The 25,573-nt window shown below is 37.3% G+C and carries 18 protein-coding genes; 6 read left to right on the top strand and 12 right to left on the bottom strand.

The annotated features are described in order from the left end of the window. Positions 1-346: 346 nt before the first annotated feature. Together ubiG and H4J66_RS13720 are read left to right on the top strand one after the other, a co-directional pair. Entirely contained in the window at positions 347-1,069 is a 723-nt protein-coding gene (ubiG, locus tag H4J66_RS13725; RefSeq protein WP_182175585.1) for a bifunctional 2-polyprenyl-6-hydroxyphenol methylase/3-demethylubiquinol 3-O-methyltransferase UbiG, read from the top strand. Between the two features lie 15 nt (positions 1,070-1,084). Beyond that, the gene (locus H4J66_RS13720; RefSeq protein WP_220463309.1) at positions 1,085-1,744 is read left to right on the top strand and encodes an HAD family hydrolase; all 660 of its coding nucleotides are present in this window, start codon (positions 1,085-1,087) and stop codon (positions 1,742-1,744) included. Between the two features lie 147 nt (positions 1,745-1,891). Here H4J66_RS13720 and H4J66_RS13715 read toward each other — a convergent pair whose 3' ends face one another. The 3 genes from H4J66_RS13715 to H4J66_RS13705 form a co-directional block, all read right to left on the bottom strand. Continuing rightward, entirely contained in the window at positions 1,892-2,935 is a 1,044-nt protein-coding gene (locus H4J66_RS13715) for an NADP-dependent oxidoreductase (RefSeq protein ID WP_182175584.1), read from the bottom strand. A 139-nt stretch (positions 2,936-3,074) separates the two neighbouring features. Continuing rightward, positions 3,075-4,232 carry an iron-containing alcohol dehydrogenase gene (locus H4J66_RS13710; RefSeq protein ID WP_182175583.1) on the bottom strand — a complete coding sequence of 386 codons (1,158 nt, stop codon included), beginning with the start codon at positions 4,230-4,232 and terminating at the stop codon, positions 3,075-3,077. Positions 4,233-4,308: 76 nt separating this feature from the next. Further along, the gene (locus tag H4J66_RS13705) at positions 4,309-4,995 is read right to left on the bottom strand and encodes a type 1 glutamine amidotransferase domain-containing protein (RefSeq protein ID WP_182175582.1); all 687 of its coding nucleotides are present in this window, start codon (positions 4,993-4,995) and stop codon (positions 4,309-4,311) included. A gap of 178 nt (positions 4,996-5,173) precedes the next feature. Here H4J66_RS13705 and H4J66_RS13700 point away from each other — a divergent pair, with 178 nt between their 5' ends. The 4 genes from H4J66_RS13700 to yfaE all read left to right on the top strand — a co-directional run bounded on the left by H4J66_RS13700 (position 5,174) and on the right by yfaE (position 10,591). Continuing rightward, positions 5,174-6,079, top strand: a complete 906-nt coding sequence (locus tag H4J66_RS13700; protein ID WP_182175581.1) for a LysR family transcriptional regulator — start codon at positions 5,174-5,176, stop codon at positions 6,077-6,079. Between the two features lie 581 nt (positions 6,080-6,660). After that, positions 6,661-8,934, top strand: a complete 2,274-nt coding sequence (gene nrdA / locus H4J66_RS13695; RefSeq protein WP_070373844.1) for a class 1a ribonucleoside-diphosphate reductase subunit alpha — start codon at positions 6,661-6,663, stop codon at positions 8,932-8,934. A gap of 132 nt (positions 8,935-9,066) precedes the next feature. After that, positions 9,067-10,197 (top strand): class Ia ribonucleoside-diphosphate reductase subunit beta, encoded by a 1,131-nt coding sequence (gene nrdB / locus H4J66_RS13690; RefSeq protein ID WP_182175580.1) that lies wholly within the window; start codon positions 9,067-9,069, stop codon positions 10,195-10,197. A gap of 82 nt (positions 10,198-10,279) precedes the next feature. Beyond that, positions 10,280-10,591: a class I ribonucleotide reductase maintenance protein YfaE gene (yfaE, locus tag H4J66_RS13685; protein WP_259368602.1), complete on the top strand. Its 312-nt coding sequence runs from the start codon at positions 10,280-10,282 to the stop codon at positions 10,589-10,591. A gap of 110 nt (positions 10,592-10,701) precedes the next feature. Here yfaE and H4J66_RS13680 read toward each other — a convergent pair whose 3' ends face one another. The 9 genes from H4J66_RS13680 to H4J66_RS13640 form a co-directional block, all read right to left on the bottom strand. Then, complete coding sequence (locus tag H4J66_RS13680) at positions 10,702-12,015, bottom strand: diguanylate cyclase (RefSeq protein WP_182175579.1); 1,314 nt, start codon at positions 12,013-12,015, stop codon at positions 10,702-10,704. A gap of 21 nt (positions 12,016-12,036) precedes the next feature. After that, a complete protein-coding gene (locus H4J66_RS13675; RefSeq protein ID WP_182175578.1) occupies positions 12,037-16,227 on the bottom strand; it encodes a response regulator in 4,191 nt (1,396 codons plus the stop codon). Positions 16,228-16,464: 237 nt separating this feature from the next. Beyond that, entirely contained in the window at positions 16,465-19,038 is a 2,574-nt protein-coding gene (locus tag H4J66_RS13670) for an ATP-binding protein (RefSeq protein ID WP_182175577.1), read from the bottom strand. Continuing rightward, entirely contained in the window at positions 19,035-20,195 is a 1,161-nt protein-coding gene (locus H4J66_RS13665; RefSeq protein WP_182175576.1) for a response regulator, read from the bottom strand. The genes H4J66_RS13670 and H4J66_RS13665 overlap by 4 nt, the downstream gene beginning before the upstream one ends. A 46-nt stretch (positions 20,196-20,241) precedes the next feature. Next, positions 20,242-21,165 (bottom strand): diguanylate cyclase, encoded by a 924-nt coding sequence (locus tag H4J66_RS20670; RefSeq protein ID WP_182175575.1) that lies wholly within the window; start codon positions 21,163-21,165, stop codon positions 20,242-20,244. A gap of 43 nt (positions 21,166-21,208) precedes the next feature. Continuing rightward, entirely contained in the window at positions 21,209-22,936 is a 1,728-nt protein-coding gene (locus tag H4J66_RS20665; RefSeq protein ID WP_310650663.1) for a SpoIIE family protein phosphatase, read from the bottom strand. Between the two features lie 9 nt (positions 22,937-22,945). After that, complete coding sequence (locus tag H4J66_RS13650) at positions 22,946-23,254, bottom strand: STAS domain-containing protein (protein ID WP_070376971.1); 309 nt, start codon at positions 23,252-23,254, stop codon at positions 22,946-22,948. Positions 23,255-23,276: 22 nt separating this feature from the next. Further along, a complete protein-coding gene (locus H4J66_RS13645; protein WP_182175574.1) occupies positions 23,277-24,476 on the bottom strand; it encodes a methyl-accepting chemotaxis protein in 1,200 nt (399 codons plus the stop codon). Then, the gene (locus H4J66_RS13640; protein ID WP_182175573.1) at positions 24,466-25,551 is read right to left on the bottom strand and encodes a chemotaxis response regulator protein-glutamate methylesterase; all 1,086 of its coding nucleotides are present in this window, start codon (positions 25,549-25,551) and stop codon (positions 24,466-24,468) included. The genes H4J66_RS13645 and H4J66_RS13640 overlap by 11 nt, the downstream gene beginning before the upstream one ends. Positions 25,552-25,573 lie beyond the last annotated feature (22 nt).

Genomic DNA, 25,573 nt, shown 5'->3' with positions numbered 1-25,573 from the left:
CACACATTACAAGTATGTTATTGAAATGTTAAATAAAAAAGACAAAACAAAAGTAACAACCACATTTAAATCAACAACTTATAACATAAGACTTTATTTTTACTGCTAAATCTTGGTAAATAAAGACTTAAATTAAGGGGCATTAGCTGATAAAAATCAGTAATGAGTAAGATAATCGCTATAAAAAAGTCTTAATGTGCCCTGCTTTCTCAGTTTTGGCTCGTCTGCATTAGCTATGACTTATCCACTTTTAACGAGGATAACAAACTCAACGTTCAGTACTAGGCGAACCATTTACTTTAGTTTAGAATTACTGACAATAATTGATTAAAATAATGAAAATGTAATGTCAACAACTAACAACACTAAAACTGTTAACGTAAATGAAGAAGAAATAGCCAAATTTGAAAAAGTTGCAAGCCAGTGGTGGGACCTTGATGGCGATTTTAAACCATTGCATCAAATAAACCCTATTCGTCGACAATTTATTTGTCAGCATGTCGGTGATATTTTTGGTAAAAAAATTATTGATGTTGGCTGTGGTGGTGGTATTTTAGCCGAGAGTTTAGCCAAGCTTGGTGGCGATGTTACTGGGATTGACCTTGGCGAAGAGCCATTAAATGTAGCTAGATTGCATGCGTTGGAGAGTGGTTTAACGGTCGATTATCAAAAAATACCCGCCGAAGACAAAGCGATTGATCAACCCAAAACATTTGATGTCGTCACTTGTATGGAAATGCTTGAGCACGTACCCGATCCCGCTTCAATTATAGAAGCTTGCGCTAAAATGATAAAACCCGGTGGTTATGTCTTTTTTTCAACCTTAAACAAATCAATAAAATCATATTTATTGGCTATTGTTGCCGCCGAAAAAGTCCTTAAAATAGTCCCGGACGGTACACACGACCACAAAAGTTTTATTCGTCCATCGACCTTAATTGGCTGGGCTGAATCATTTGATCTCAAATGCATTGATGCCGCAGGCATTCATTACAACCCGCTGACAGAGAATCACAAACTTATTTCATCACTAGATGTAAATTATATTCTTTGTTGTCAAAAAATTTAAATAAGGGAATGTCCATTGCGAAATACTAAAATTTCAGGGGTATTATTTGATCTTGATGGCACCTTATTAGATACTGCTAATGATTTAGGTGCAGCACTTAACTACGTTTTACGAAAATATAACTTAGCAGAAGTGGCTCGTGAAGATTATCGTCCAATCGCTTCTGATGGTGCATTAGGGTTATTAACCCTTGGTTTTGCACAAGCTTTAAAAAACTATGATTACGAGGAGTTACGCGCGGAATTCCTCACTTATTACCAAGAAAATATTGCGGTACATACCTGTCTTTATCCTGGCGTAGCTCAATTACTGTTGACGTTGAATGAACGAAACATTCCTTGGGGTGTTGTGACGAATAAGCCAGAAGGTTTAACAAGACTATTATTGCCTTATTATAGTGAATTCGAAAAATGTTTATCACTGGTTGGTGGTGATACTTTCACCAACCGAAAACCACACCCAGAGCCTATCCTCAAAGCTTGTGAACAAATATCAGTGCCAAGTGAGCTATGTTTGTATGTCGGAGACGCTTTGCGTGATATTGAAGCCGGCAATAGTGCTCAAGCAACTACCGTCATTGCAAAGTGGGGCTATATTATCGCTGGTGAAGATTGTAAAAACTGGCAAGCAGACTATCACGCTGAAACCCCCTTAGATATCTTATCATTACTGTAATAATGTTAAGCCAAACGCGAATAAAGTAACGGTTTAAATCCAGTGATATAGGTCCTTAACTTGCTATAACCAACACATAAAAAAGCCACTCAACCGTGGCTTTTTTCTTAATAAAACACCCATAATAAAGTAGAGCTTGGTTAACTGTTAGTCAATATTGTCAGGGCCTACTCGCACAATTAACTTACCAAAATTCTCACCTTCTAATAAACCAATAAAAGCATTTACTGTATTTTCTAGTCCGGTAATTAAATGCTCTTTATAGTTAATTTCACCTGCCATTAACCATTTTACCATTTGCTCGCTAAACTCGTTATAACGATGACCATAATCATCAAAGACAATAAAACCTTGCATTTTTATACGCTTAACAAGTAGTGTTCCCATCAATGAAGAAAGTCTGTCAGGTCCACTAGGTAATTCTGTCGCATTGTACTGAGAAATTAAGCCACACAAAGGAATACGGGCACAGCTATTTAATAGTGGCATAACAGCGTCAAAGACTTTACCGCCAACGTTTTCAAAATAGACATCAATCCCTGATGTACAAACGGCCGCTAGTTGCTCAGCTAAGTCATCACTTTTATGATCAAGACAATGATCAAACCCTAAACTGTCAACTGCATAGGTACATTTAGTCTCACCGCCAGCAATACCGATCACTTTACAGCCTTTTAATTTAGCTATTTGACCCACTAAACTTCCAACCGCTCCTGTTGCCGCAGCAACGACTACCGTTTCACCTGCTTTTGGTTGACCGATATCCAATAAACCCATGTAAGCCGTTAGCCCAGGCATACCCAAAACACCTAAGGCATGAGACGGGTTAACCATATCATTATCAAGCTTGAGCAATTCACTACCATGAATAACGCTATAATCCTGCCAGCCACCAAAAGCGACAACCCAATCACCTTTTGTGTAATCGTTGTGATTTGACTCTTCTACTCGACAAACACTTCCACCCACCATCACTGCATTTAAAGCGACGGGATCGGCATAAGACTTAGCATCATTCATTCGCCCTCGCATATAAGGGTCGAGTGAAAGAAAAACCGTACGAAGTAATACTTCGTTAGCTTGAGGGATGGGTTTATTACTAGTAACGAGATTAAAATTTTCTGCTTTTGGCGCGCCAACGGGTCTTGATGCTAGCACCATTTGGCGATTGGTATCTGTTGTTTGAGTCATAAGAGTTACTCCTGTAAAGAGCCAGTAAAAGCGCTAAGTGTGTTGGGATTAAAAAAGGCCAATATAAGAGAAATATATCGACCTTTTATGAATAAGGGCAGCGTGTCAATTAAACAAGCCACTCATTTTTATTTTATCTTTACAAGGCTTGCGTTAAAATCTCTCGGCTTATTGCTAGAGTAATATCACTGTTTTCACCTAGTGCTGTCATGCCATGTTGCTCTAATCGTTCGACAAGGGAATCAATATCAGCGCTACCAAGATCAACGTGAGATAAGCGCGTTGGTACCTGCATCTTTTCAAAAAACTCTTCTGTTAAACGGATAGCTTGATCAATACGTGCATTATCATCACCTTCAGTTATCTGCCAAACACGTGTTGCATATTGAAGTAATTTTTCACGCTTTTGCTCACGACGTACTTTCATCACGGCAGGTAACACAATAGATAAGGTTCGAGCGTGGTCAATACCAAAGGCACCTGTTAATTCATGGCCTATCATATGTGTTGACCAATCTTGTGGTACTCCAGCACCAATAAGACCGTTTAGTGCCATAGTGGCCGACCACATAATATTTGCTCTAACGTCTAAATCATCTTTAGTTGCCGGGGCTAAGGCTTTAGGTCCTTCTTCAATTAAGGTTTGTAATAAACCTTCACTGAACCTGTCTTGTACTTTGCCATTAACGCTGTAAGTTAAGTACTGTTCAATGGTATGAATAAAAGCATCAACAACACCATTACCAATTTGACGATCTGATAATGAGAAGGTCACACTTGGGTCTAACACCGCAAATAATGGACGCACTAAAGGACTAGAAAAAGGGAGCTTATTACCGTCTCGTGTTACCACGGAATTACCATTACTTTCTGAGCCAGTGGCAGGTAAAGTTAACACCGCGCCAATGGGTAAAGCTTTAGTGAACGCTTGCTGTTTGGCAAGAATATCCCAAGGGTCATCACCTTCAAATAATGCCGCAGCGGCAATAAATTTAGCGCCATCAACAACAGAGCCACCGCCAACAGCAAGTAAATAATCAATGTTTTCAGCTTTGATGATCGTTTGCGCTTTCATTAAAGTGTCGTAAGTTGGGTTAGGTTCAATGCCTGAAAATTCAAAGTAAGTGTGTTCTTTAAGCGCATCAATAACCTGCTCATAAACACCATTACCTTTGATTGAACCTCCACCGTAAACAACGAGTACTCTTGCATCTAGTGGTATTTCTTTTGAAATAGTTTTAATTTCTCCCGGACCAAAATTAATTTTAGTTGGGTTTTGAAAATTGAAATTTAACATTTATATGTCCTTAAAGGTAAAGCGTTAAATCGATTAGCTAAACAGCTTAGCTAATCGAGTTGTCTGTTCTAAGTAGCTATGCTGAAAGGTGAGTTAATAATTTTTCAGCGGCTAATGCCGAGCTAGCTGGGTTTTGACCAGTAATAATAAGACCATCTTGAATTGCAAAGGCATGCCAATCTTGAGCCTTTTGGTATTCGCCGCCACGTTTAATCAATTCATCTTCTACTAAAAATGGCACAACTTCAGTTAATTGCACCGCTTCTTCTTCACTGTTAGTAAAACCGGTTACGGCTTTGCCTTTGACAGCAAAATCACCAGAGGCTTGTTTTACATTTAACAAAGCAGCACTTGCATGACAAACTGTTGCAACAGCTTTTCCGGCGTTAAGAAAGTTTTCAATCAAAGTAATTGAGTCAGTATTGTCGGTAAGGTCCCATAATGGACCATGACCACCAGGATAGAATACTGCGTCAAAATCAGCTTCATTAACAGAAGCTAATATTAGCGTATTAGCGATTTTAGCTTGTGCTTCGCTGTCTGCATCGTAACGGTCTGTCGCAGCTGTTTGAAAGTCTTCAAGTGTGCTGGTTGGGTCTATTGGTGCTTGTCCACCTTTAGGTGTTGCTAAAGTAACTTCCACACCCGCATCGATAAAGGCATAATAAGGAGCAGCAAATTCTTCAACCCAAAAGCCGGTTTTTTGGCCTGTGTTACCGAGCTCGTCATGTGAAGTAAGTACCATTAATATTTGTTTAGTCATTATCATTCATCCGTTTGGTTATATAAGTGAGTTTAGGTGTTTTTTGATTCTATTTGTCCAGTATATGCCTAAGAACGAACATGAACAATGCAGATAAAACTGACATCATTGTATCAATAATTGATACAATGATTGACAAAGTAAATTATTGGCTGGTTATTACCTCAATAGGTACGTTATGGATATCTCATTTGAACAACTCAAAAGTATGGTTGTTTTCGCTCAAGTCATTGAACAAGGTAGCTTAAGTGCAGCCGCTAAACATTTAGGGCTCTCAAGAGCAGTAGTAAGTTATCATTTGAAGAAGCTTGAAGCGCAGCTCGAGGTAAAGTTACTTAATCGTTCAACACGTGCGATTAATCTTACTGAAGCGGGTCAAGCCTATTATGAGCGCTGTCGAGTTATTGCTGAGCAAGCGAGTGCCGCTAATCAGCAAATTGAAAATTTCAAAAATGAACCTATCGGCTTACTTAAAATAACGTGTCCGGTAAATGTTGGTTTGCAGACCGTTGTGCCGGCACTGAACGAATTTAAAAAAATTTACCCCAAAATAGCACTCGATGTGATGTTAACTGATGAGGTCGTTAATATTATGAAAGAAGGTATCGATTTAGCAATTCGTGGTGCCCCCTTACCTGACTCTGGTTTGCAAGCAACTAAACTGGCAACGCTGCAAACATGCCTATGTGGCGCACCTGAATATTTCCTGCAATTTGGCCGCCCCACTAAACCGTCTGATTTAAGCGACCACCAATGGGTTATTTATAAATTAACCTCTGGAGTGTTAACCTTGACTAAGGGCAGTCGTTCGTTCAGTGTCACCACAAAAGGTAGTATTAGTACCAATAATGCAGCTGCACGTACCGCCTTTGTTGAAGCAGGACATGGTCTGGGACGTATTCCTATTTACGATGCTTGGCCAAAAATAAAAGCAGGCACTTTAGAAACAGTGCTAGATGATTATGCTTTTAGCGACATTAATGTCTTTGGTGTATTCCCGCCAGGTACAGCCAATTCCAAAAAACTGCGCTTATTACTTAACTTCTTAAAAGAATATTTTACCAGCCAAAGTATAATAAAATAGCAATAACCCAACTTATTAGCATATATATTTCTGTGTGGACCAACCGCTATTATGACTGACTAATAACTAGCGGATAAACTTTATACAAGTTGTCATAGTAACGCTTAACCTGAACAGCTATATCAACATTATTGTTCATTTAGTGGCCTTGCTGCTTAAAAAAAAGCAACGTGTTGTTTTTATTAGAAATTAAGTTTTAGCTGACAAAAACAACCAATAAACGGGTAATTTTATTTAAAAATAAATTATCCACAAAAATTAATTAAAATAAACGTTGCGTTTTTGTAATATCAAAAATAAAAAGCACTACTAAGTTAGTCGTTACTAACTGAACTTTTACTCTGAAGAAAGTTATTAAAAACTATGCTTTTTATCACTTGCAAAAACAGTCAAACCTCATTATCTTGTGATCAGTTTTTAGAAAACCCCTACATATAGTGTATTTGTTGTTCAGATGTTTTTTTGTACTCATTTACATTTTAGGGAAATATAATACTGATAAGTGTTCACTTAACGTTTTTATAGTTGACAACGTTAAGTAAATAAAGCGACCAGCATAATTAATAAATGACAGGCTCTTCATGACTAATAATCTTTTTGTAAGTAAGCGTAACGGCAAAAAAGAACTCATCGATTTAGAAAAAATTCATCAAGTTATCACGTGGGCTGCTGAAGGCCTTGATAACGTTTCGGTGTCACAAGTTGAGTTGAAATCTCATATTCAATTCTACGACGGTATCAAGACTGCTGACATACATGAAACTATCATTAAAGCTGCCGCTGATCTTATTTCAGAAGAGACACCTGATTATCAATATTTATCAGCACGTTTGGCTATTTTTCATCTACGTAAAAAAGCCTACGGTCAATTTGAGCCACCTAAATTATTTACCCATGTTGTTAGTATGGTAGAAAATGGTAAATATGATGAACATCTTCTAGCTGATTACAGCGAAGCAGAGTTTGAACAAATGGAAAAATTTCTTGTTCATCCTCGCGATCTAGACTTTAGTTACGCCGCTGTCAAACAATTAGAAGGTAAATACCTTGTCCAAAACCGGGTAACGGGTGAAATTTACGAAAGTGCTCAGTTTTTATATATCTTAGTGGCCGCTTGTTTATTTGCTAAATATCCTGTAGAAACACGTTTAAAATATGTTGAAGGTTTTTATCACGCAATTTCAACCTTCAAAATATCGTTACCTACCCCTATTATGGCAGGGGTACGTACGCCTACACGTCAATTTTCATCTTGTGTATTAATTGAATGTGGTGACAGTTTAGACTCAATAAACGCGGCTTCTAGCTCTATTGTTAAATATGTTTCACAACGAGCAGGTATTGGTATCAATGCTGGCCGTATTCGCGCTTTAGGTAGCTCGATACGTAATGGTGAAGCCTTTCATACCGGTTGTATTCCGTTTTTCAAGCATTTTCAAACGGCTGTTAAAAGTTGTTCTCAAGGGGGGGTTCGAGGTGGCGCAGCAACGTTGTTCTACCCACTTTGGCATTTAGAAGTTGAAAGTTTACTGGTCCTTAAAAATAACCGAGGTGTTGAAGAAAATCGTGTCCGCCATTTAGATTACGGCGTGCAATTCAATAAGCTTATGTACACACGTTTAATTAAAGGTGAGTCTATTACTCTCTTTAGCCCAAGCGATGTCCCTGGGCTTTATGATGCCTTTTTTGAAGACCAAGATAAATTTGAAGCCTTGTATGTAAAATATGAAGCTGATGATTCTATTCGTAAAAAATGTATTAAAGCTATTGAGTTATTCACCTTGTTTGCTCAAGAGCGTGCCAGCACAGGTCGAATTTATTTACAGAATGTTGATCACTGTAATACACACAGCCCATTCGATCCGAAACAGGCACCGATACGCCAAAGTAATTTGTGTTTAGAGATTGCGCTACCGACACAACCAATGAATGATATTAATGATCCAAATGGTGAAATTGCTCTTTGTACTTTGTCAGCCTTTAACTTAGGCGCAATAGAAAGCTTAGATGAATTAGAAGGTTTATCAGACCTTGCAGTTCGAGCACTTGATAGTTTACTTGATTATCAAAACTACCCAATGCCAGCTGCTTACAATGCGACGATAGGCAGAAGAACATTAGGCATAGGCGTAATAAACTACGCTTATTACTTAGCTAAAAACGGCGTGTATTATTCAAATGGCAGTGCCAACAATTTAACTCACCGTACCTTTGAAGCCATTCAATTTAATTTATTGAAAGCATCAAACGAATTAGCAAAAGAAAAAGGCGCTTGTCCTAAATTTAATGAGACACGTTTATCGCAAGGTATTTTACCGATTGATACTTATAAAAAGACTATTGACGACATTACTGGTGAGCCCCTTCATCTTGACTGGGAAACTTTGCGAGAGAGTATCAAGACACATGGCGTAAGAAATTCAACGGTTTCAGCGTTAATGCCATCTGAAACTTCATCACAAATTTCAAATGCTACAAATGGAATTGAACCACCAAGAGGTTTAATCAGTATAAAGGCTAGTAAAGATGGTGTTTTAAAACAGGTTGTACCTGAATATCAAAGATTAAAGGGTAACTATGAGTTACTTTGGAATATTCCAAGTAACGAAGGTTACTTGCAGTTAGTGGGTATCATGCAGAAGTTTATTGACCAAACCATCTCTGCAAATACTAACTATGACCCTGCACGCTTTGAAGGCGGAAAAGTACCGGTGAAGCAAATCTTAAAAGATATTTTAACCGCTTATAAACTAGGCGTTAAAACCATGTATTACCATAACACCCGTGATGGTGCGTCTGAGAATATGCTCGGATTAGAAGAAGAAGACTGTGAAGGCGGTGCATGTAAAATTTAATTGTGCGCACAACAAAGCTTCATTGTTTGTTAACAATGAAGCTTTGAGCATAATCAGTCATACCTATAATTTTAAAAAACAAAATTTTGATAACAGGCTGTGATTTTCACGCTTGTTATCAAGGAGTAATAGATGTCCTACACTACGTTTAATCAAGTTCCTAATAACGCACTACTCGAGCCGATGTTTTTAGGTAACAGTGTCAATGTCTCACGATATGACCAACAACGTTTTATCGCCTTTGAAAAACTTATTGAAAAACAGTTATCGTTTTTTTGGCGTCCCGAAGAAATTGATGTATCAAAAGACAGATCTGATTGGCAAAGTTTAACGCCTTCAGAAAAGCATATTTTCATTTCCAACCTAAAATATCAAACTTTGCTTGATTCTATGGCTGCACGCTCAGTAAATGCGATGTTTTTACCGCTGGTTTCATTACCAGAAGTAGAAACTTGGATAGAGACCTGGGCTTTTAGTGAAACCATTCATTCTCGTTCATACACGCATATTTTGAGAAACTTGTTTTCAGATCCAAGTGAAATATTTGACGATATCGTTGTTAACCCAGCTATTTTAAAGCGTGCATCAAGTATTTCTAAATACTTTGATGCCGTGATAATCACCACACAACTACTCCAGTCACAAGGTGACGGTACCTATGAAGTCGATGGTAAAATGATTGAAGTGTCGACTCGCAAGCTCAAAGAACGCTTATACTTGGCTGTTTGTTCGGTTAACGCTTTAGAAGCCATTCGTTTTTATGTCAGCTTTGCCTGTTCATTTGCTTTTGCCGAGCGTGAATTATTAGAAGGTAATGCTAAAATTATTAAGCTTATTGCTCGAGATGAGGCTTTGCATTTAACCGGTACTCAACATATTTTAAATAACTGGTTATCCGGTAGAGATGATCCTGAAATGAAAATCATTTCTCAAGAAATGAAAGAGCAAGGATTACAGATATTTCTTGATGTTGTTGATCAAGAAAAAGAATGGGCTCAGTACTTATTCAAAGACGGCTCAATGATTGGCTTAAATGCGGCAATATTAAATCAATATATTGAGTACATCAGTAATCAACGCTTAACCGCTATTGGTTTTGATGCACCCTTTGATATAAAAAGTAACCCATTACCATGGATGAATGCTTATTTAGTATCAGACAATGTTCAGGTCGCTCCACAAGAAACAGAAATATCGAGTTACCTGGTCGGTCAAGTCGACTCTTCTGTATCAAGTGATGATTTTGATGGCTTTGACCTTTAATGGTTTTAACCTCCATATAAAGAAGCGATTATCATGCTTTCTTATTACATCATTAGCACATTTTGCGTTTGAGTCTTTTTAAATGAAAAGTGCTAATGATATGGCCATTTGCCAGCAAAAATTACCTGAAAGTAAGAAAGCTCATCGTATTTTTGTCGATAATAAAACCATTACCTTTCAAGCCAATGACAAAAGCTTACTTGACTGTTTAGAGAACGCTAATGTAGAAGTACATTATCATTGTCGTGACGGTTTTTGTGGGGCGTGTCGAGTAACCTTAGTTGAAGGCGAAATTAGCTATCCTCAAGGAGAACCACTGGCTTTTATCGGCGATGGTGAAGTGCTATCTTGCTGTTGTGTGCCAAAAAGTGACATCAAACTTATTGTTGAATAACTTAGTACTAGGATTATTAACGGGTCTTTAAACATCGGAGAATGAACGCGTATAGATGTTGAGCGACAAATATACCCGTCACTCAATATCCAGATCTGTCAATCTTATACTTATAATTGCGCGCTTAACCTAACTTCAATACCGCCTAAAACCTTAATTAACTCTGCGGCAACCGGTTGATACAATTGTTGATAACGCGCGGTATCTTCAACACTTACCGCTTCATCTAGCGCTTTAGTCAATTCAAACAGTTGCATAGCTCCTACTGAGCAAGAAACACCTTTTAAGGTATGTACTAAGTGCTTACAAGCAGTTTGATCATCACTACTGATCGCTTGTTGAATCTTTTCGCTGTCTTTGGAATGGTCTTCATAAAACATCACCAGTATTTCAGCAAAAAGGTCTTCATCTCCGAGCACATTACCAATACCTATTTCAGCATCAATACCTGGATATTGGTCTTCACTGGCCACCGGTAATGCGTCGACAATACCCTCAGCGACAACCGTATTTGATTCTTGATGCACCTTCACTTGATTTCGACCACTGTGTTTTGCTTCATATAGACTAAGATCAGCTTCTTTTAACAAGCCTTCTAAGTTCATCTCATCGCCCTTGCCTAATGATAAGCCGATACTCACGGTTACAGACACCTTTTCATCTATGGTATCATCAATATGTATTTTACTGTGTTCTACTCTTTCTCTTAAGCGTTCACAGGCAACAAGCGCATTCTCTGGAGAGGTATTTGCCATACATATCGCAAACTCTTCGCCGCCAACTCGACCAATAATATCATGATCTCGAAAACAATCGCAGATGATATCAGCAAATTCAACAAGGACTTTATCACCGGCATCATGGCCATAATTATCGTTAACCACTTTAAAAAAATCTATATCGAGCATCGCCACAGCAAGCGGGTTATTCGTGCGTTTTGCTTGGCTAATCGCTTTACCCGCTAAATCTTCAAAAGCGCCTCTGTTACGAATGCCGGTTAAGAAGTCTGTTTTAGCCAGCGACTCTAGCTCTAAAGTTTTCTCTAAAAGCCGAAGCGAGGTTCGTATTCTAGCCAGTAACACTTTAGGAATATAAGGTTTAGTTACGTAGTCGTCGGCGCCAAATTCTAGAGCAGCAACAATTTGATCTTCATCATCTGAAGCCGATAACATAATGACCGGCGTATTGAAAATAATAGGGTGAGTTTTTAATTTGTGTAACATCTCTAAGCCTGAGATACCCGGCATATACATATCTAATAAAATGAAGTCTATCGCTTGCTCTTCTAAAACCTCTAAGGCTTTTTCTCCAGATTCGGCGGTAAACACATTATAACCTTCTTCACCTAAATCAAACTCTAATAGCATGAGCGTGTCTTTTGCGTCATCAACAGCGAGAATGTTATATTTTTTCTTAGTATTCATAATTTATTCCCATTGTAAGGCTTACTCGTCATCTTTAGCTGTTAGGTGTTTTTGTAAGGTATCAATTAACAAATAATATTCCCTTGATAAATCATTCTGCAACGACAACAATTCAACGCTATTTTTTATTCTAGCCAATTGTTCAATTTGTCGCGTTAATTTTCCAAGATTAATTCCACCTAAATTTTTTGACGAACCACTAATTTTATGTGCTAAAGCTATAATATCATCAAATAATTTATTTTCCATAGCGATAACTAACTCATTTTTAAGCGCCGGCATATCCTCAATAAATAAACTGATCAGCTGTTTACTTAATTTTTCATTATTTCTAATACGCTTTAAAAAGCCTGTTTTATCCCAAATGATATCTTCATTTTTCTTTGAATGACTACTTTTGGAGTTATCACCATGGCTGGTCTGGGTTACGGGCTCTGCAATTACACGACTGTTATTATCAGACACAGTTTCAAAGCTATCTAGCCCAACCCATACCGATATTTTTTTAAGTAAAATATCGGTATCTACCGGTTTACTCGCGTAATCACTCATGCCTGCCGCTAAACATTTTTCTTTATCGCCTTTCATCGCATTGGCGGTCATGGCAATAATTGGAATGTTACGATGAACAACACCGGCCTTTCCTGCCCTTATTGCTCTTGTTGCATCGTAGCCGTCCATTTCAGGCATTTGACAGTCCATAATAATGATTTGATAGGGTGCATCTTCTGGTGAAGAATTTAAAGCAGCCAGGGCTTCGATACCATTACCAGCAACATCAGCTGACAAACCAATATTGGCTAGCACACCTAGAATGACCACTTGGTTAATACGGTTATCTTCAACCAATAAGATACGGGTATTTTTGGCAATAACACGATTAACATTTGAATGTTTTAATTTATGGACGTTATGTTGAGTAACAAAGGGTTTATTGACACTCAAAGTGCCTTCTTCGTCTAAAACAAGATTTAACGTAGCAAATAAATCTGCGGTTGTTACTGGCTTGGGGAAATACGCAGAAAAACCGAGTTGTTCAAAAAAGTTAGTATCTCCTCGGTCACTCATTGACGTCATAATAATAAGTTTTGTTTTTTGTGTATGTCGATGCTTCCTCAAGCGCTCACCTAAAGTAACGCCGTCTATGCCAGGCATTTGCATATCAAGAATTGCGGCATCAAAAAAATCAACCGGGTGATTATCAACCTGCTCAATAGCACAAGTGCCATCCTTTGCTTGCGTAACCTCTGCCCCCCAAATAGCTAACTGTCCTTTTAATACCGCCAAATTTGTCGCGTTATCATCAACTATAAGAATTTGCTTACCTTTTATGTCTACATGAGGCATGACTGTTTGAGAGTTATCACTTTCGTTAAGTAGTATGGTGAAAGTAAACACACTGCCCTGACCTTCGGTACTTGTTAAGGTAATATCCCCTGACATCAGTTGAGCTAATTGTTTAACAATGGCCAAACCTAAGCCTGTACCCCCATATTTTCGTGTAGTAGAGGCGTCTACCTGGGTGAAAGAATCAAACAATGCAATCATTTTATTTTCAGGAATACCAATACCCGTATCTGATATGCTGCATGTTAGTTGCAACTGATGTTGATATTTCTTAATCGAGGCTTTAATGAGTACTTCACCGGTCTCGGTAAACTTTATTGAATTACTGACTAAATTTGACAGTATTTGTCGCAAACGGCTAGGATCACCCTTAACTAAAGATTGTTCAACACCGCAAACATCCAGTATCAATTCCAGGCCTTTCTCCTGCGCTTTTATCGCCATCGACTCAGCAAAGTCGCCAAGCTGACCTCGAATATCAAAATCAAGTATTTCAAGTTCTAATTTTCCTGCCTCTATTTTTGAAAAGTCTAAAATATCATTAATCAAAGATAATAAAGATTGCGCACTTGAACTGGCTAATTGCAAATGGTGAGCTTGTTGTTTGTCGATATTACTTTGCTGAAGTAAACCTAACATCCCTAAAACGCCATTCATCGGGGTACGTATTTCATGACTCATACTTGCAAGAAACTGCGAACGCAGCAGCAGAGCGTGCTCTGCCATATCTAAAGCGTCCTGTTTTAAAGTACGCAAGTTTCTTTGCTCGGTTATATCACGATGAGTTCCCACCACTCTGAAGTTTTTTTGATCTTTATGATTAACCACTTGAGTATGTGTTTCAATATATCGAATAGTTCCGTCTGGCAAAGTGATACGGTATTCAAAATTAAGTGCTATGCCTTTCTTAATTTCATGGATAAATTGTTCTTCCACAAATTTAACATCGTCTATGTGTATAGCTGTTCGCCAAATTTTTTCTGTAGGCACTGTTGAGTTTTTATCATAGCCAAATAATTCATACATTCGACTGTCCCAAAAACTTAGCCCTGTTTGAAGATTATAGTCCCAAACGCCTATTTTTGGTGCTGACAAAGCAAAATTTAAACGCCATGCCATATCTTTAGCTTCTTCAATACTGCGGATACTTTCTGCTGCCAACAACTTATTTTCAGTGATGTCACGTATTAATCCGGTAAAAACAACATCACCAGGAATATTTATTTTGCTGATACTTAAATGCATAAAAAACTTTTCACCATTTTTTCTTAATGCAGTCAGTTCAAGTGTGCGTCCTTTTACTTCACTTGAGCTATGTTGTAAAAAACGTTTAAATTCGTCCGCTTGGTTAATAGTATTATCTATTGGCACTAGAAATAGTGCGTTTTGACCAAGGACCTCATTAGTTTGATAGCCAAATATTTTTTCAGCCGCATGATTAAAAGCGAGAATATTGCCTTTCCCGTCAATATTTATAACACCATCAGCGATTGAGTTTAAAATAGAATGAAGCTTTGCTAACGCATCTTCTGCCCGTATTGTTTCACTTTTTTGGACAATTGACTTTTGCTCTATTTGCATGAATAGATTTTGAAAACTTCTTGCTAAAACGCCGATTTCATCATTTTCTTGCACCGGTAACTTACCGATAACACCCTGTTCTTCATATTGGGCAACACCTCTAGTCATCAACAACAAAGCACGTGTTATCCGCTTTGACGCCATAATACAAAACACTAGACTTAATATCGCTAAGATAAAGCTAAATAATATTGTGCGGTTTTGCATATTTTCTAATGATTGCAGATAAATATTACTTTTATTTTCAATAACTAAGTGTAATGGGTTTACTTGGCCAAATTCATCAAACTGAACAGTAGAGTAATAGGCTAATTTATTATCAACATCTATCTCTTTATCTTGAAAGAGCTTATCGCTAGTGAGTATTGAGGAAAAAATAACACTGAGCGACGGAAACTTTTCAGTCACCTTGATATTTTTTTCATCAACTTTTTGATCAGCTGGAAAATAAATAAAATCACCCGCTGAATTAGCAAGATAAAAAGTAACTTTTTCTAAAGCATTTTCCTTAAGCCGTTCAATAAATAATGAAAAATCAACTTCTATTGTTATTGAACCAAAAAGTTTGTTGTCAGCATTATAAACAGGGGTACCGATAAATAAAGAACTTTGTAAAGGCTTGTCCTGAGTGTTTTTTTGATAAAATATCTCTGAAAAATACACTTCACCATCTTTTACTAATAAAGCCGCTTTTAATGAATCAAGCGCTATATTTTGACTAGATTGCTCAAAAGGAATGACCTTCACTTGGTCATTTTCATGGTCAACACTGACATTACTACGAACATGATTCTCTGTTGTTAAATAACTTATATTTTTATAAATCGGTTTTTTTTTGATAAATTCTTTGAATATCCCCTGTAATTTTTTTCGCCATAACAGGTTTTGATCATCATCTGATTTGATAGACTCCATAACACCTTGTATTGACGCGGTCTTACTGAGGAAGATTGAGTCGTTGGCACTTTCTCGATAGAAATAGGCTATTAATGGTTTTACAATTTTACTTTTAATATTGAGTTCATCAAACGCCTGCTCTTTAACCAACTGCTGGCTTTCAATATAAAATACAGTGCCAACCGCAAAAGCAATAAAGAGTGATAAAGAAAAACCAGCAAATGGAATTTTAAAAGCTAATGAGCTAAAAACTTTTCCGATTGAGAAGCTTTTACTGGCTTTAGTTAATGGCTGCGCAGTATGATCATGTTCTTTACATGCGCCATAATTATCTTCTAAATGATTGTTTTTGATAAGTGCTACTTCTCTTTTGGTGAATCTATTCATACGCCGATAAAAAAAGAGCCTAAAACAATGTTTTTATGAGAAAGTGCTAAATACTCAATTGACTATCAAATAACATACTAGAACCAACTCTTATATGCAATTGTAGTTGAGTAACAACAATAACGCTGATAACTAAACCTTAAGGTATTACAGAGCATTTACCGATAAAACATCACTAAATTAGCAATAGTTACTGGCTAAGTGGCTAACTGTCATCATATATATTCAAGCTGCAAGTTAATTATTTTCAATTAGAAAGCTTGCCAATTCTTTTGAATTAAACGGTTTTCTGAGAATGGGGTAATGCCATTTTTTATTTTCCTCAGCAATATAACCACTAATTGAAAATACTCTAATATTGGGAAACTTTGCTTTCACTAATTCCACAGCCTCCCAACCTGAAATATCGGGTAATATCATATCGGTAATAAAAATATCAAAAGGTTGCTCAGTCACTAAAATTTTGATTAGACCCTTTTTATTGTTGGTATGTTTAGTTTTAACGCCTTCATTTTCCAAATACAAGGAAACAAACTCAGCAATACTTATTTCATCATCTAAAATAAGTACACGCTTTCCCTTCATATTTAATTGGCTTTTAAGCGTTAAGGGGATTTTTTTCGGGGAAATTTTTAAAATATGACACTTAAAGACTAAGGTAAAGTGCGCCCCACCCAGACTGCCATGCCCTAAAACTCGTATTTGACCATTATGTTTATATATTGTGCTATAAACATTAGCTAAACCAATACCGTTGCCCTTATTATCTGATTTACTGCTGTAAAAGGGATCAAACACTTTAGTCAAATTACTTTGCTCAATACCTAAACCACTATCTTTGACATGAATTTCTAAGTTTTGCTGTTCATTAATGTTGGCCGATATTTCTATCTGTCCAATTAAGCCTCTTTCGCGGATCGCATCCTGAGAATTTAACACTAAGTTAAGCAATATATTAATAAATTCACCTTGAGGAAACTTTATTTTACAGCATAGGTCATTGGTATTAATGCTAAAGTCTATGGTAGAAAGTAACAATTGCTTAAAAAGATATTGGTTATCAATAATATCTTGTATCGGGTCAAAACGAACCACTTTGATGGTAGGTTTACGCGTAAAAGCTAATAAACGCTCGGTAACGCTTTTACCTTTATCTATCGCATTCTTGACCCGCTCAATATACCTTGAAATATCACGTTCACCTTGAGCGAACTTAATCTCTAACATTTCAGTAGCACCTAAAGCGACGCCCAGTACATTATTGATGTCATGTGAAACATTGCCAAAAGTATTACCCAGTAAAGCGAGTCGATTACTAATAAGTTGTTGTTGGTCTTTACGAAATTGCTCAGTAACGTTTTCAACAATCCAAATAAATATTCCTTCATCGGCTTCATAGGTTACCGATAAATCAAAAACACTGTTGTATTGATCAAAGCTAATATGAGTTTCTTTAAGTTGACCGCACGCTTTTGCTTTTCGTTTAAACGCAAGATAGTCGATAATACTGAAATTAATATAATTAAAAAGCACAGCGCTACTGTGGGCAGTTTTTGGTGTTAGCTCTTGATAAACGACATTATCTTTGTCATCAATAAAGAAAACCGGTACCTTTATTGTATAATTGACCATAGCGAGCAGTTTTAATTTTTCAAAAATAGTTTCTGATTGGCTAATATCTTTAAATACGCCGAAAACACCAACAACGTCACCCGCAGTATTGAGCTCAACCTCACCAAAACACTCCACTTTCACTTTATTGCCCAGTTTATTTCTTATAGCACTTTTAAAGTAGAAGCCTTGTTTATTGGCAATGGCATTATCTAAATAATTTCGTACCTTAACCTGTTCTTCTACCAGGTAAAAGTCTAAGGCCGAAACTACCTTTGGTTGGTAATTAGTGGCGTCTACACCATGAATTTTATAAAGCTCAGTTGACCAACATAAGGTATTATCAATACAATCTAGACGCCAATGCCCTGATTTATTTACACTTTCCGCTAGCAACAGATAATTATTTCTTTCTTTTAGCTTTTCGACTAATTGATGTTGCGCGGTGATATCTTTAACTGAGCCAAACATTTTATAAGCACGCTCAGCCCTGTATTCGATAATTTTACCAAAAACAGTTACCCACTTCGTAGCACCTTGCTCTGTAGTCATTGACAGCGTTAAATTTATACTGGGTATTTCACCAAGACAATGCGCTTTGGCTTCTTGGTTAAGGCGGGCTAAATCTTCTTCTTTTAACCATTTTTGACCAAAAGAAAGTTGGCCTAAGAATGCTTCTGCCGAATAATCCAACATAGCCATAAATTTTGCGGAATAAAGTAGCGTTCCTTCAATTATATTCCACTCCCAAAAAGCTTCTTCTATGGTGTTTAATATTTTATGGGTGTATTTTGATAGTGCTGCAGATTCTATTTTTTCTACTAGCTTTTCCCGCTCATTAATCGTTTTATCGTCAGAGCTATTGTTTAACAATGAATCCGAAAGGTAGACGGTATAACCACCAGCAACTTCACTTGTTTTTATTGTACAATTAAGCATCTCATCTGATTTACTCAATAAAACAACATCTCTAACACCTGATCTACGTTGGAAGTTATGACAAAACTTTAGATGCGAATTAGCAAATTCCTTTGGCAAGAGCATTTCTAGCGGTTGCCCTTTAATTTCTGCTAAACAATAACCAGAAAAACTTTCTGCCCAACGATTACAACCGGTAATAATCCCTTGATGATCTAATTGAATAACCGAAAAAGGAATACTATTGATCGATACCGTTAAATCGTCAGAGGTAGCGTTCAAAATAGTTCATCTTCATCATCAAAATCAACTATTTCCTCTTCTTGTTGTTGATTAAGGACTTCAAGTTCATCAACACTGGCTAAGGCGCCATCAAGTAAATCGGTAACTTCAAGAAAATTTATATCATCTTGTGAGTGTTTTTTTAAGGCACCATGAACCAAGTTGGTCAGATATTGTTCTTGTTCATCCGACATCTCTAGGACATGGAAGCTCATACCTATGTTAGTGACTATCTCATTCATCACTTCCTGTTGATGGTGCTTAGATATGGCAATCATGTTTTTGGTAGTAAAAACAGCTTTCTGAATTTTGCTTTGTACTTGCACCAGTGAATTTTTATAAGTAATAAAAGCAATACGTGCACCGATGCATTCAATAACAGAGGCTAGTGCATCAATATATATATCAGTATCAATAGCGCCATCTACTAAATTTAAAATAAGGATTGAGCACAGTGGATGGTTAAAAATAGTTCTAGAACTAAAGCGATATAAGCGAGGTTTAACCCTTAACAGTTTCATTACATCGATTTCTACAGGAGAACAAAAGCCATTTTTAGAACTAAAGAAAAGGGCTTTTTCATTGATCGGGTAAAAAGTAATACAGCCATCTAAGTTCATTGTATAAAGAAATAAAAATACTTCATCTCTAATTTTTTCTAAAGTAAAACAATGATTAAGTCGAGATGTTAGCTGCATACAGCTGCCATATTTAGCCGCTTGTGCCATTGAAATATTAATAACTCGATCTTTTGAACTGATTTCTGTTTCAAAGCTATGAATTTTATCTTGATAAGAAATAAGTTTTTTTAGCTTTTTATTCAAAGCTAATAAAGAAATAGGTTTTGCAAGGAAATCATCGGCACCACACTCTAAACCTTTAAGTACAGCATCTTCGGTGGCTAGGCCAGAATACAAGACAAAAGAGGTTGCGACGGTATGTTGTTCAACGTTACGTTTTATCCATTGTGACCCTTTGTCTTCGCCAATATTTTCATCAACTAAGGCGATGTCAAAAAGTTGATTGTCGCTGACTAACTTATCCGCATCTTTAATATTAGTCGCGCACGTTACTTCAAAACTTTTGGTTAATGCTTCATGAAGCAGTTCAAGGTAATCTTTGTCATCATCAATAATTAACAAACGGGGTTTAAGCATAATAATTCCTTTATTTATGAGATTTCAACCTTAGTAAATGCAGTTGTTAAGCACTTTTTTGAAAAACACTAGAACCATTACGCCCTTGGTCTTTTGCTTGATATAAAGCGATATCAGCTTGTTTTATTAATTCACTTGCATTGGCTACGTGATCGTCAGCGCTTGTTGTTGCAATACCAATACTTACCGTCACATAAGGAAATATCGATGAATATTCGTGCTTTATTTTTTGACTTAATAACGCCAAACTTAATTCTTTTGCTTTAAACCTAGCACCCTCGAGCGGCGTAAAAGGCAGCACAACAATAAACTCTTCTCCCCCATAGCGAGCTAATGAGTCAGTGGCTCGATTAAGCGTTTCATTAAGGGTATTAGCAACCTGAACTAAGCACTTATCGCCTTGTGGGTGACCATAGTTATCGTTATAAGGCTTAAAAAAGTCAATATCTATCATCAATATTGATAATTCCCCTTTTTGGCGCTCATTAATTTTCCAAGCACTAGCGAGGACTTCTTCTAACCCTCTTCGGTTAAGTATCTGCGTTAGCGGGTCAATACTACTGAGTATTTCTAGTTGTTTATTGGTGCGCTCAAGTGCCCCTTTCATTTTGGCAATACGTTCCATCGCTCTTAATTTTGCGCTTAAAATCACTTGTTTTATCGGCTTTGTTAAGTAATCATCAGCACCCGCGTCAATACCTTGAGTTAAGTACTCTTCGCTGTCGTTGGCGCTAAGAAAAATAATAGGGAACCATTGTGGGTATTCTTTTCTCATCATTTTTGTTAGCGCAAAACCGTCAACCTCGGGCATTTCTATATCCATAAGCACTAAATCAATGTTTTCTTTCTTTAATGCCGCCATCGCCTGGACATGGCCATTAGCAACGACGGCAATATGGCCGCTGTCAATGATCATGGCACTAACAACTTCTCTGATAAACTTATTATCATCCACAACTAAAATGTTCACATTAATACCTTATTACATTGGTCATAAATTAAAATATTGATGTTTACGATGCCCAAACATAAGATGCTTCGACCACACTACCATTATCTTGGAAGTCTAAGCTGTCACAAAGCTGCTCAACTAACTCAATGCCACGACCGCTAAGCTCGAGTTTATTTGCTGGCTTGTTCACTCGTTGCTCATAGTATTTTTTTATATCAAATCCTTGACCACTGTCTTGTATTTTAATCATAATTCGTCCGCCATTTGGAAAGGGGTAATGGCATATTTGTAATTCAATAAAGCCATGCGCTAAATTTTTCAAACGCAATTCTCGCTCTTTGTAATATTGAGAGAAACCATCTGCACTGGCTTTTAAATTAGAGCTCAAACCTAAGACACCATGGTCAAGTGAATTAACAAATAACTCAGTGAGTATGCTGTATAAACTTTGCCAATGCTCTGCATGACCTTCTATTTCATTTATTTGACTCATAGCCATAGGAATTGGGTTTATAGAGGCTAAGCGCTTACCACTTAAGGTAAGTTGCCAGTGCCATGCTGGCTCTGTTGCCAAATAGATATCGTCAAGTTGCTTAGCTGAAATATTGGTAATGCCATGACTGGCAACCAGCACGTGATCCCAACCTCCGCAAGGAATGTCAATCAATGAAATATCATCTTCTTGTGGCATAGCTTGGCAAAAGTCATTAACCGCGTTAAGCACACATTCACTAACCTTCTGTGTGATTACACCCTGCTTTGCCGCCTGTTCGAATCGGTCAAAATCAAACATTTCCCCGTGTTCATTTCTCGCCTCAAGAATACCATCGCTGATTAAGATCATCCGATCGGTTTCTTCAATACCAAATACGGTTAATTTACTCTCAGGTAAAAGCTTTGGAAGCACACCTATCGGTGGGTGACTTGACGATATTTGATATTTTATTTCACCTTGTTCAGAAAACAAGTAAGCATCGGGTAAGCCCGCATTAAAAACATACACAGATTTATCATGGCTAGAGATACTGGCAAACCCAGCCGCAAGAAATAAATCTGCAGGCAGTAAATCATAAAGTTGATGGTTAATTTGATTAATAATTTCAAATAACAAAAAACCTTTTTTGGTCATCGCTCTAAAGGTTTCCGCTAAGGGAATAGCACCAATAGATGAACGCAGTCCATGGCCAGTAAAATCTCCCAACATAACATTAACGTCGCCATTAGGAGATAAAGCGGTCAGTTGTATATCACCACTAAATAACGCAGCGGGTTTTTTAATAATGCCAATGCGGTCAAGCGAGAAGTTTCTTGCCTCAATAACGCCCGACATTAACTGTTCAGCAAGCTCGGCATCTTTTTGTTGTTCTTGTTGTAAAATCTTAACTTGTGCGTATAAATCACTGATTCGTTGAATTGACTTTATTTTAGCTTTAAAAACTTCGGGTGAAAATGGCCTGACCAATATGCCGTCACCGCCAGCATCAACACACTCAATAAAAGCTTTATCTGTATCCATGCTGGTAATAAAAATCAGTGGGCACAAGCTATTATCTTGCGATAAACTTTTAATTTTTCTTGCGGCTTCATAGCCGTTCATAATGGGCATATTAATGTCCATTAACACTAAATCAGGCTTGTACTCCACATACATAGCCACGCCACGAGCGCCATCATTAGCTGTAAAAACACGATAACCTTGCTCTTTTAATAAGACACTTAAAACTTTGCATTGCATGGCAGAGTCATCAACGACTAAAGCTAATTTAACATCATTTTTTTCAGCTAACACGGCTATAACCTATAATTCTATAGTGAGCAAACGGTGAAATTGCGCAATTTCTAAAATTTTATTCACTGACTCGCTTGGTTTACTAATCACGACTTTTCCTGAATAGTTCTCAGCATGATCTTTAAGCAATAAAATCATGCCTAAAGCAGAGCTATCCATATAAGTCGTTTTTGATAAACAGATAGTAAACATCGAGTTTTTTTCTTTACAGTTAACGTAGGCATCTCGAAAATGTTGATGCAGTGAAAAATCAAACCGACCTTCAATACTAATTTCTATATTTTTTTTATCTTCTGATACTTGTTTTATAACATTCATAGTCGTTCCTAATAATTTAGAATTAAAACAACTCAACAACACCTTCATCCATAGATGACTGAGATACGCTGCGCTGCTCATTTTGATGTTGAGATTGTTCGATGAGCGATTGACATTGATGCTGTAATTTTTGTAATGCTTGTGGAGTATTACTATTATTGATTTCAAATTCCATTAAAACTTGATTGAGAGCCGTAATAGTTTCAGTATTATTTTTAAGGGTTGCAAGGGCTTGACACGTTAAGTCTTCAAATTGTAGCGAGCGAATGCCTGTAGCGACTGTTTCAGCAATTTTTGGTGATAATCCAGCAAGCTCTTCAATAATGGCATTGGTTTGTGAAGAAGATTCACCCACATGCTCAACCATAAGACTGACTCGACTTTTAGCTTCAAGTGTTGCGGTCATATCAGCTGAAGCCATGACTTGAACTGAGTTTCTTAGCTTTTCAATGATAATTTGTGCCAATGATATTTCTTCACGAATATTATCATTAAGCTTGGTAGAATTAACCGATAACGCCCTGACTTCATTGGCCACTACAGCAAAACCTCTACCGGCATCTCCTGCTCTCGCTGCTTCTATAGCGGCATTAAGGGCTAATAAATTAGTTTGGCTCGCTAAACTTTCTACTTGTCCCAATAAGCTAAAAATACCGTCAAGCTGTTTACTCATTTCATCGCTAAATGACACGGCGGCTAAACTTTGCTTGCTGGTGGTCATAATCACCTGTAAAAAATCATCTAAAGTCTCACTGGAGTCGTGAACAAAAGACTCTATCGTGGTACCGTTTTCATCAACAGCACCTCGATGATTACCAATAGCGGCATTAAGCATGACTTGTTGTTCATCCGTTAAGCTTTTTAAAGACTTGAAACTATCTGCAATCCCAGTCGTAGCCTCTTGAATTAAGATACTGGCCCGGTCAACTTCTGTATCAACGATGGCTATTTGCTGGCTAAGTAAGCTAACAATTTTTGTCAGGGTTATTTTTATTTCTTTTTCATTGTTGTTTACATTAAGCCCATTGCGCCCCTCAACATCACTTGCACTTGATAATGTTAGCAAAGCATGATTATTTTTATATAAGATAATCAAGACAAACGACAGTAATAATGTCAGCGTAACTGATAAGTAACTCAGTTGAAAAAATAAAAGGTCCATCAGTATTACGCCAACAATCACCAGCCCAGTCTTTAATAACAGCATGGCTTTATTTTTCATAAAACACCTCTTTTTTACCCTGTCGAGTCAGTGCAGCATGAGCTAAAATTTCCTTAGGTATATTAACTAATGAGCACTCTTTTACCTGAGCATTTAATGCATGAGCACTGCCTGGCATCCCCCAAATTAAACTACTTGCCTTATCTTGGATAATAGTCATAGCGCCAGTATTTTTTAAATTTAATAAACCTTTGGCTCCATCTTGTCCCATTCCGGTTAATAATACCGCTTGAACATTATTAGCAAGTGGCAGTAAAGAATTAAACAAAATGTCTACGGCAGGCTTGTGGCGGTTAACATCAGGTGAGTCTTCTAAAATACAAAAAAGTGATCCGCCTTTACTTTCTACTTTTAGATGAAGGTTACCTGGCGCAATATAAACATTACCCGCTTTAATCTTTTGGCCATGCCTTGCTTCTTGCACATCAACGGCACAAATTTCGTTCATCCGTTGTGCATATCTCGCACTGAATGTTTTTGGAATATGTAAGGTGATAACCACAGCTGGAGAATTACTTGGCAAAGCGGTAATAATCGCTTTAATTGCTTCAGTGCCTCCTGTTGAAGCGCCAATAGCCACTAAATGATTCGAGCGCTGGCAACCTTTAAAGGGTAGTAGAACATTCGCTAGAGGTTTTGATAACGTGCTGTCAAGTCGAAATTTTTTATTCTCAACCGTTGCGGCAAATTTTATTTTTCTCAACAAAGTCTCTTGAAAGGTAGACTTATTAGCAATCAAGGCTTCAAAACTAGGTTTTGCAATAAAATCAACAGCTCCTATTTCTAAAGCTTGTAGGGTGATATCAGCCCCTTTAGTCGTTAATGTTGATAGCATCACTACCGGCATAGGATGCAGTCGCATTAAGTTTTTCAAAAAGGTAATACCATCCATCTTTGGCATTTCAATATCTAAAGTCAGTACGTCAGGATTTAGCTTTTTGATTTGCTCTCGAGCGATCATAGGGTCTTTAGCTTCCCCAACCACTTCAATTTCAGGATCATCTTTTAAAACCTCATTAACAACCGCTCGGATAACCGAGGAATCGTCAATAATTAATACCTTAATTGGCTTCATATAACTAACATCCTAAGCTCGA

The organism is Colwellia sp. MB3u-55, assembly GCF_014076785.1.
In the GTDB taxonomy this organism is placed as follows: domain Bacteria; phylum Pseudomonadota; class Gammaproteobacteria; order Enterobacterales; family Alteromonadaceae; genus Colwellia_A.
Note: the sequence above shows the minus strand (reverse complement) of the source record. Positions and strands in the feature narration are given on the sequence as shown.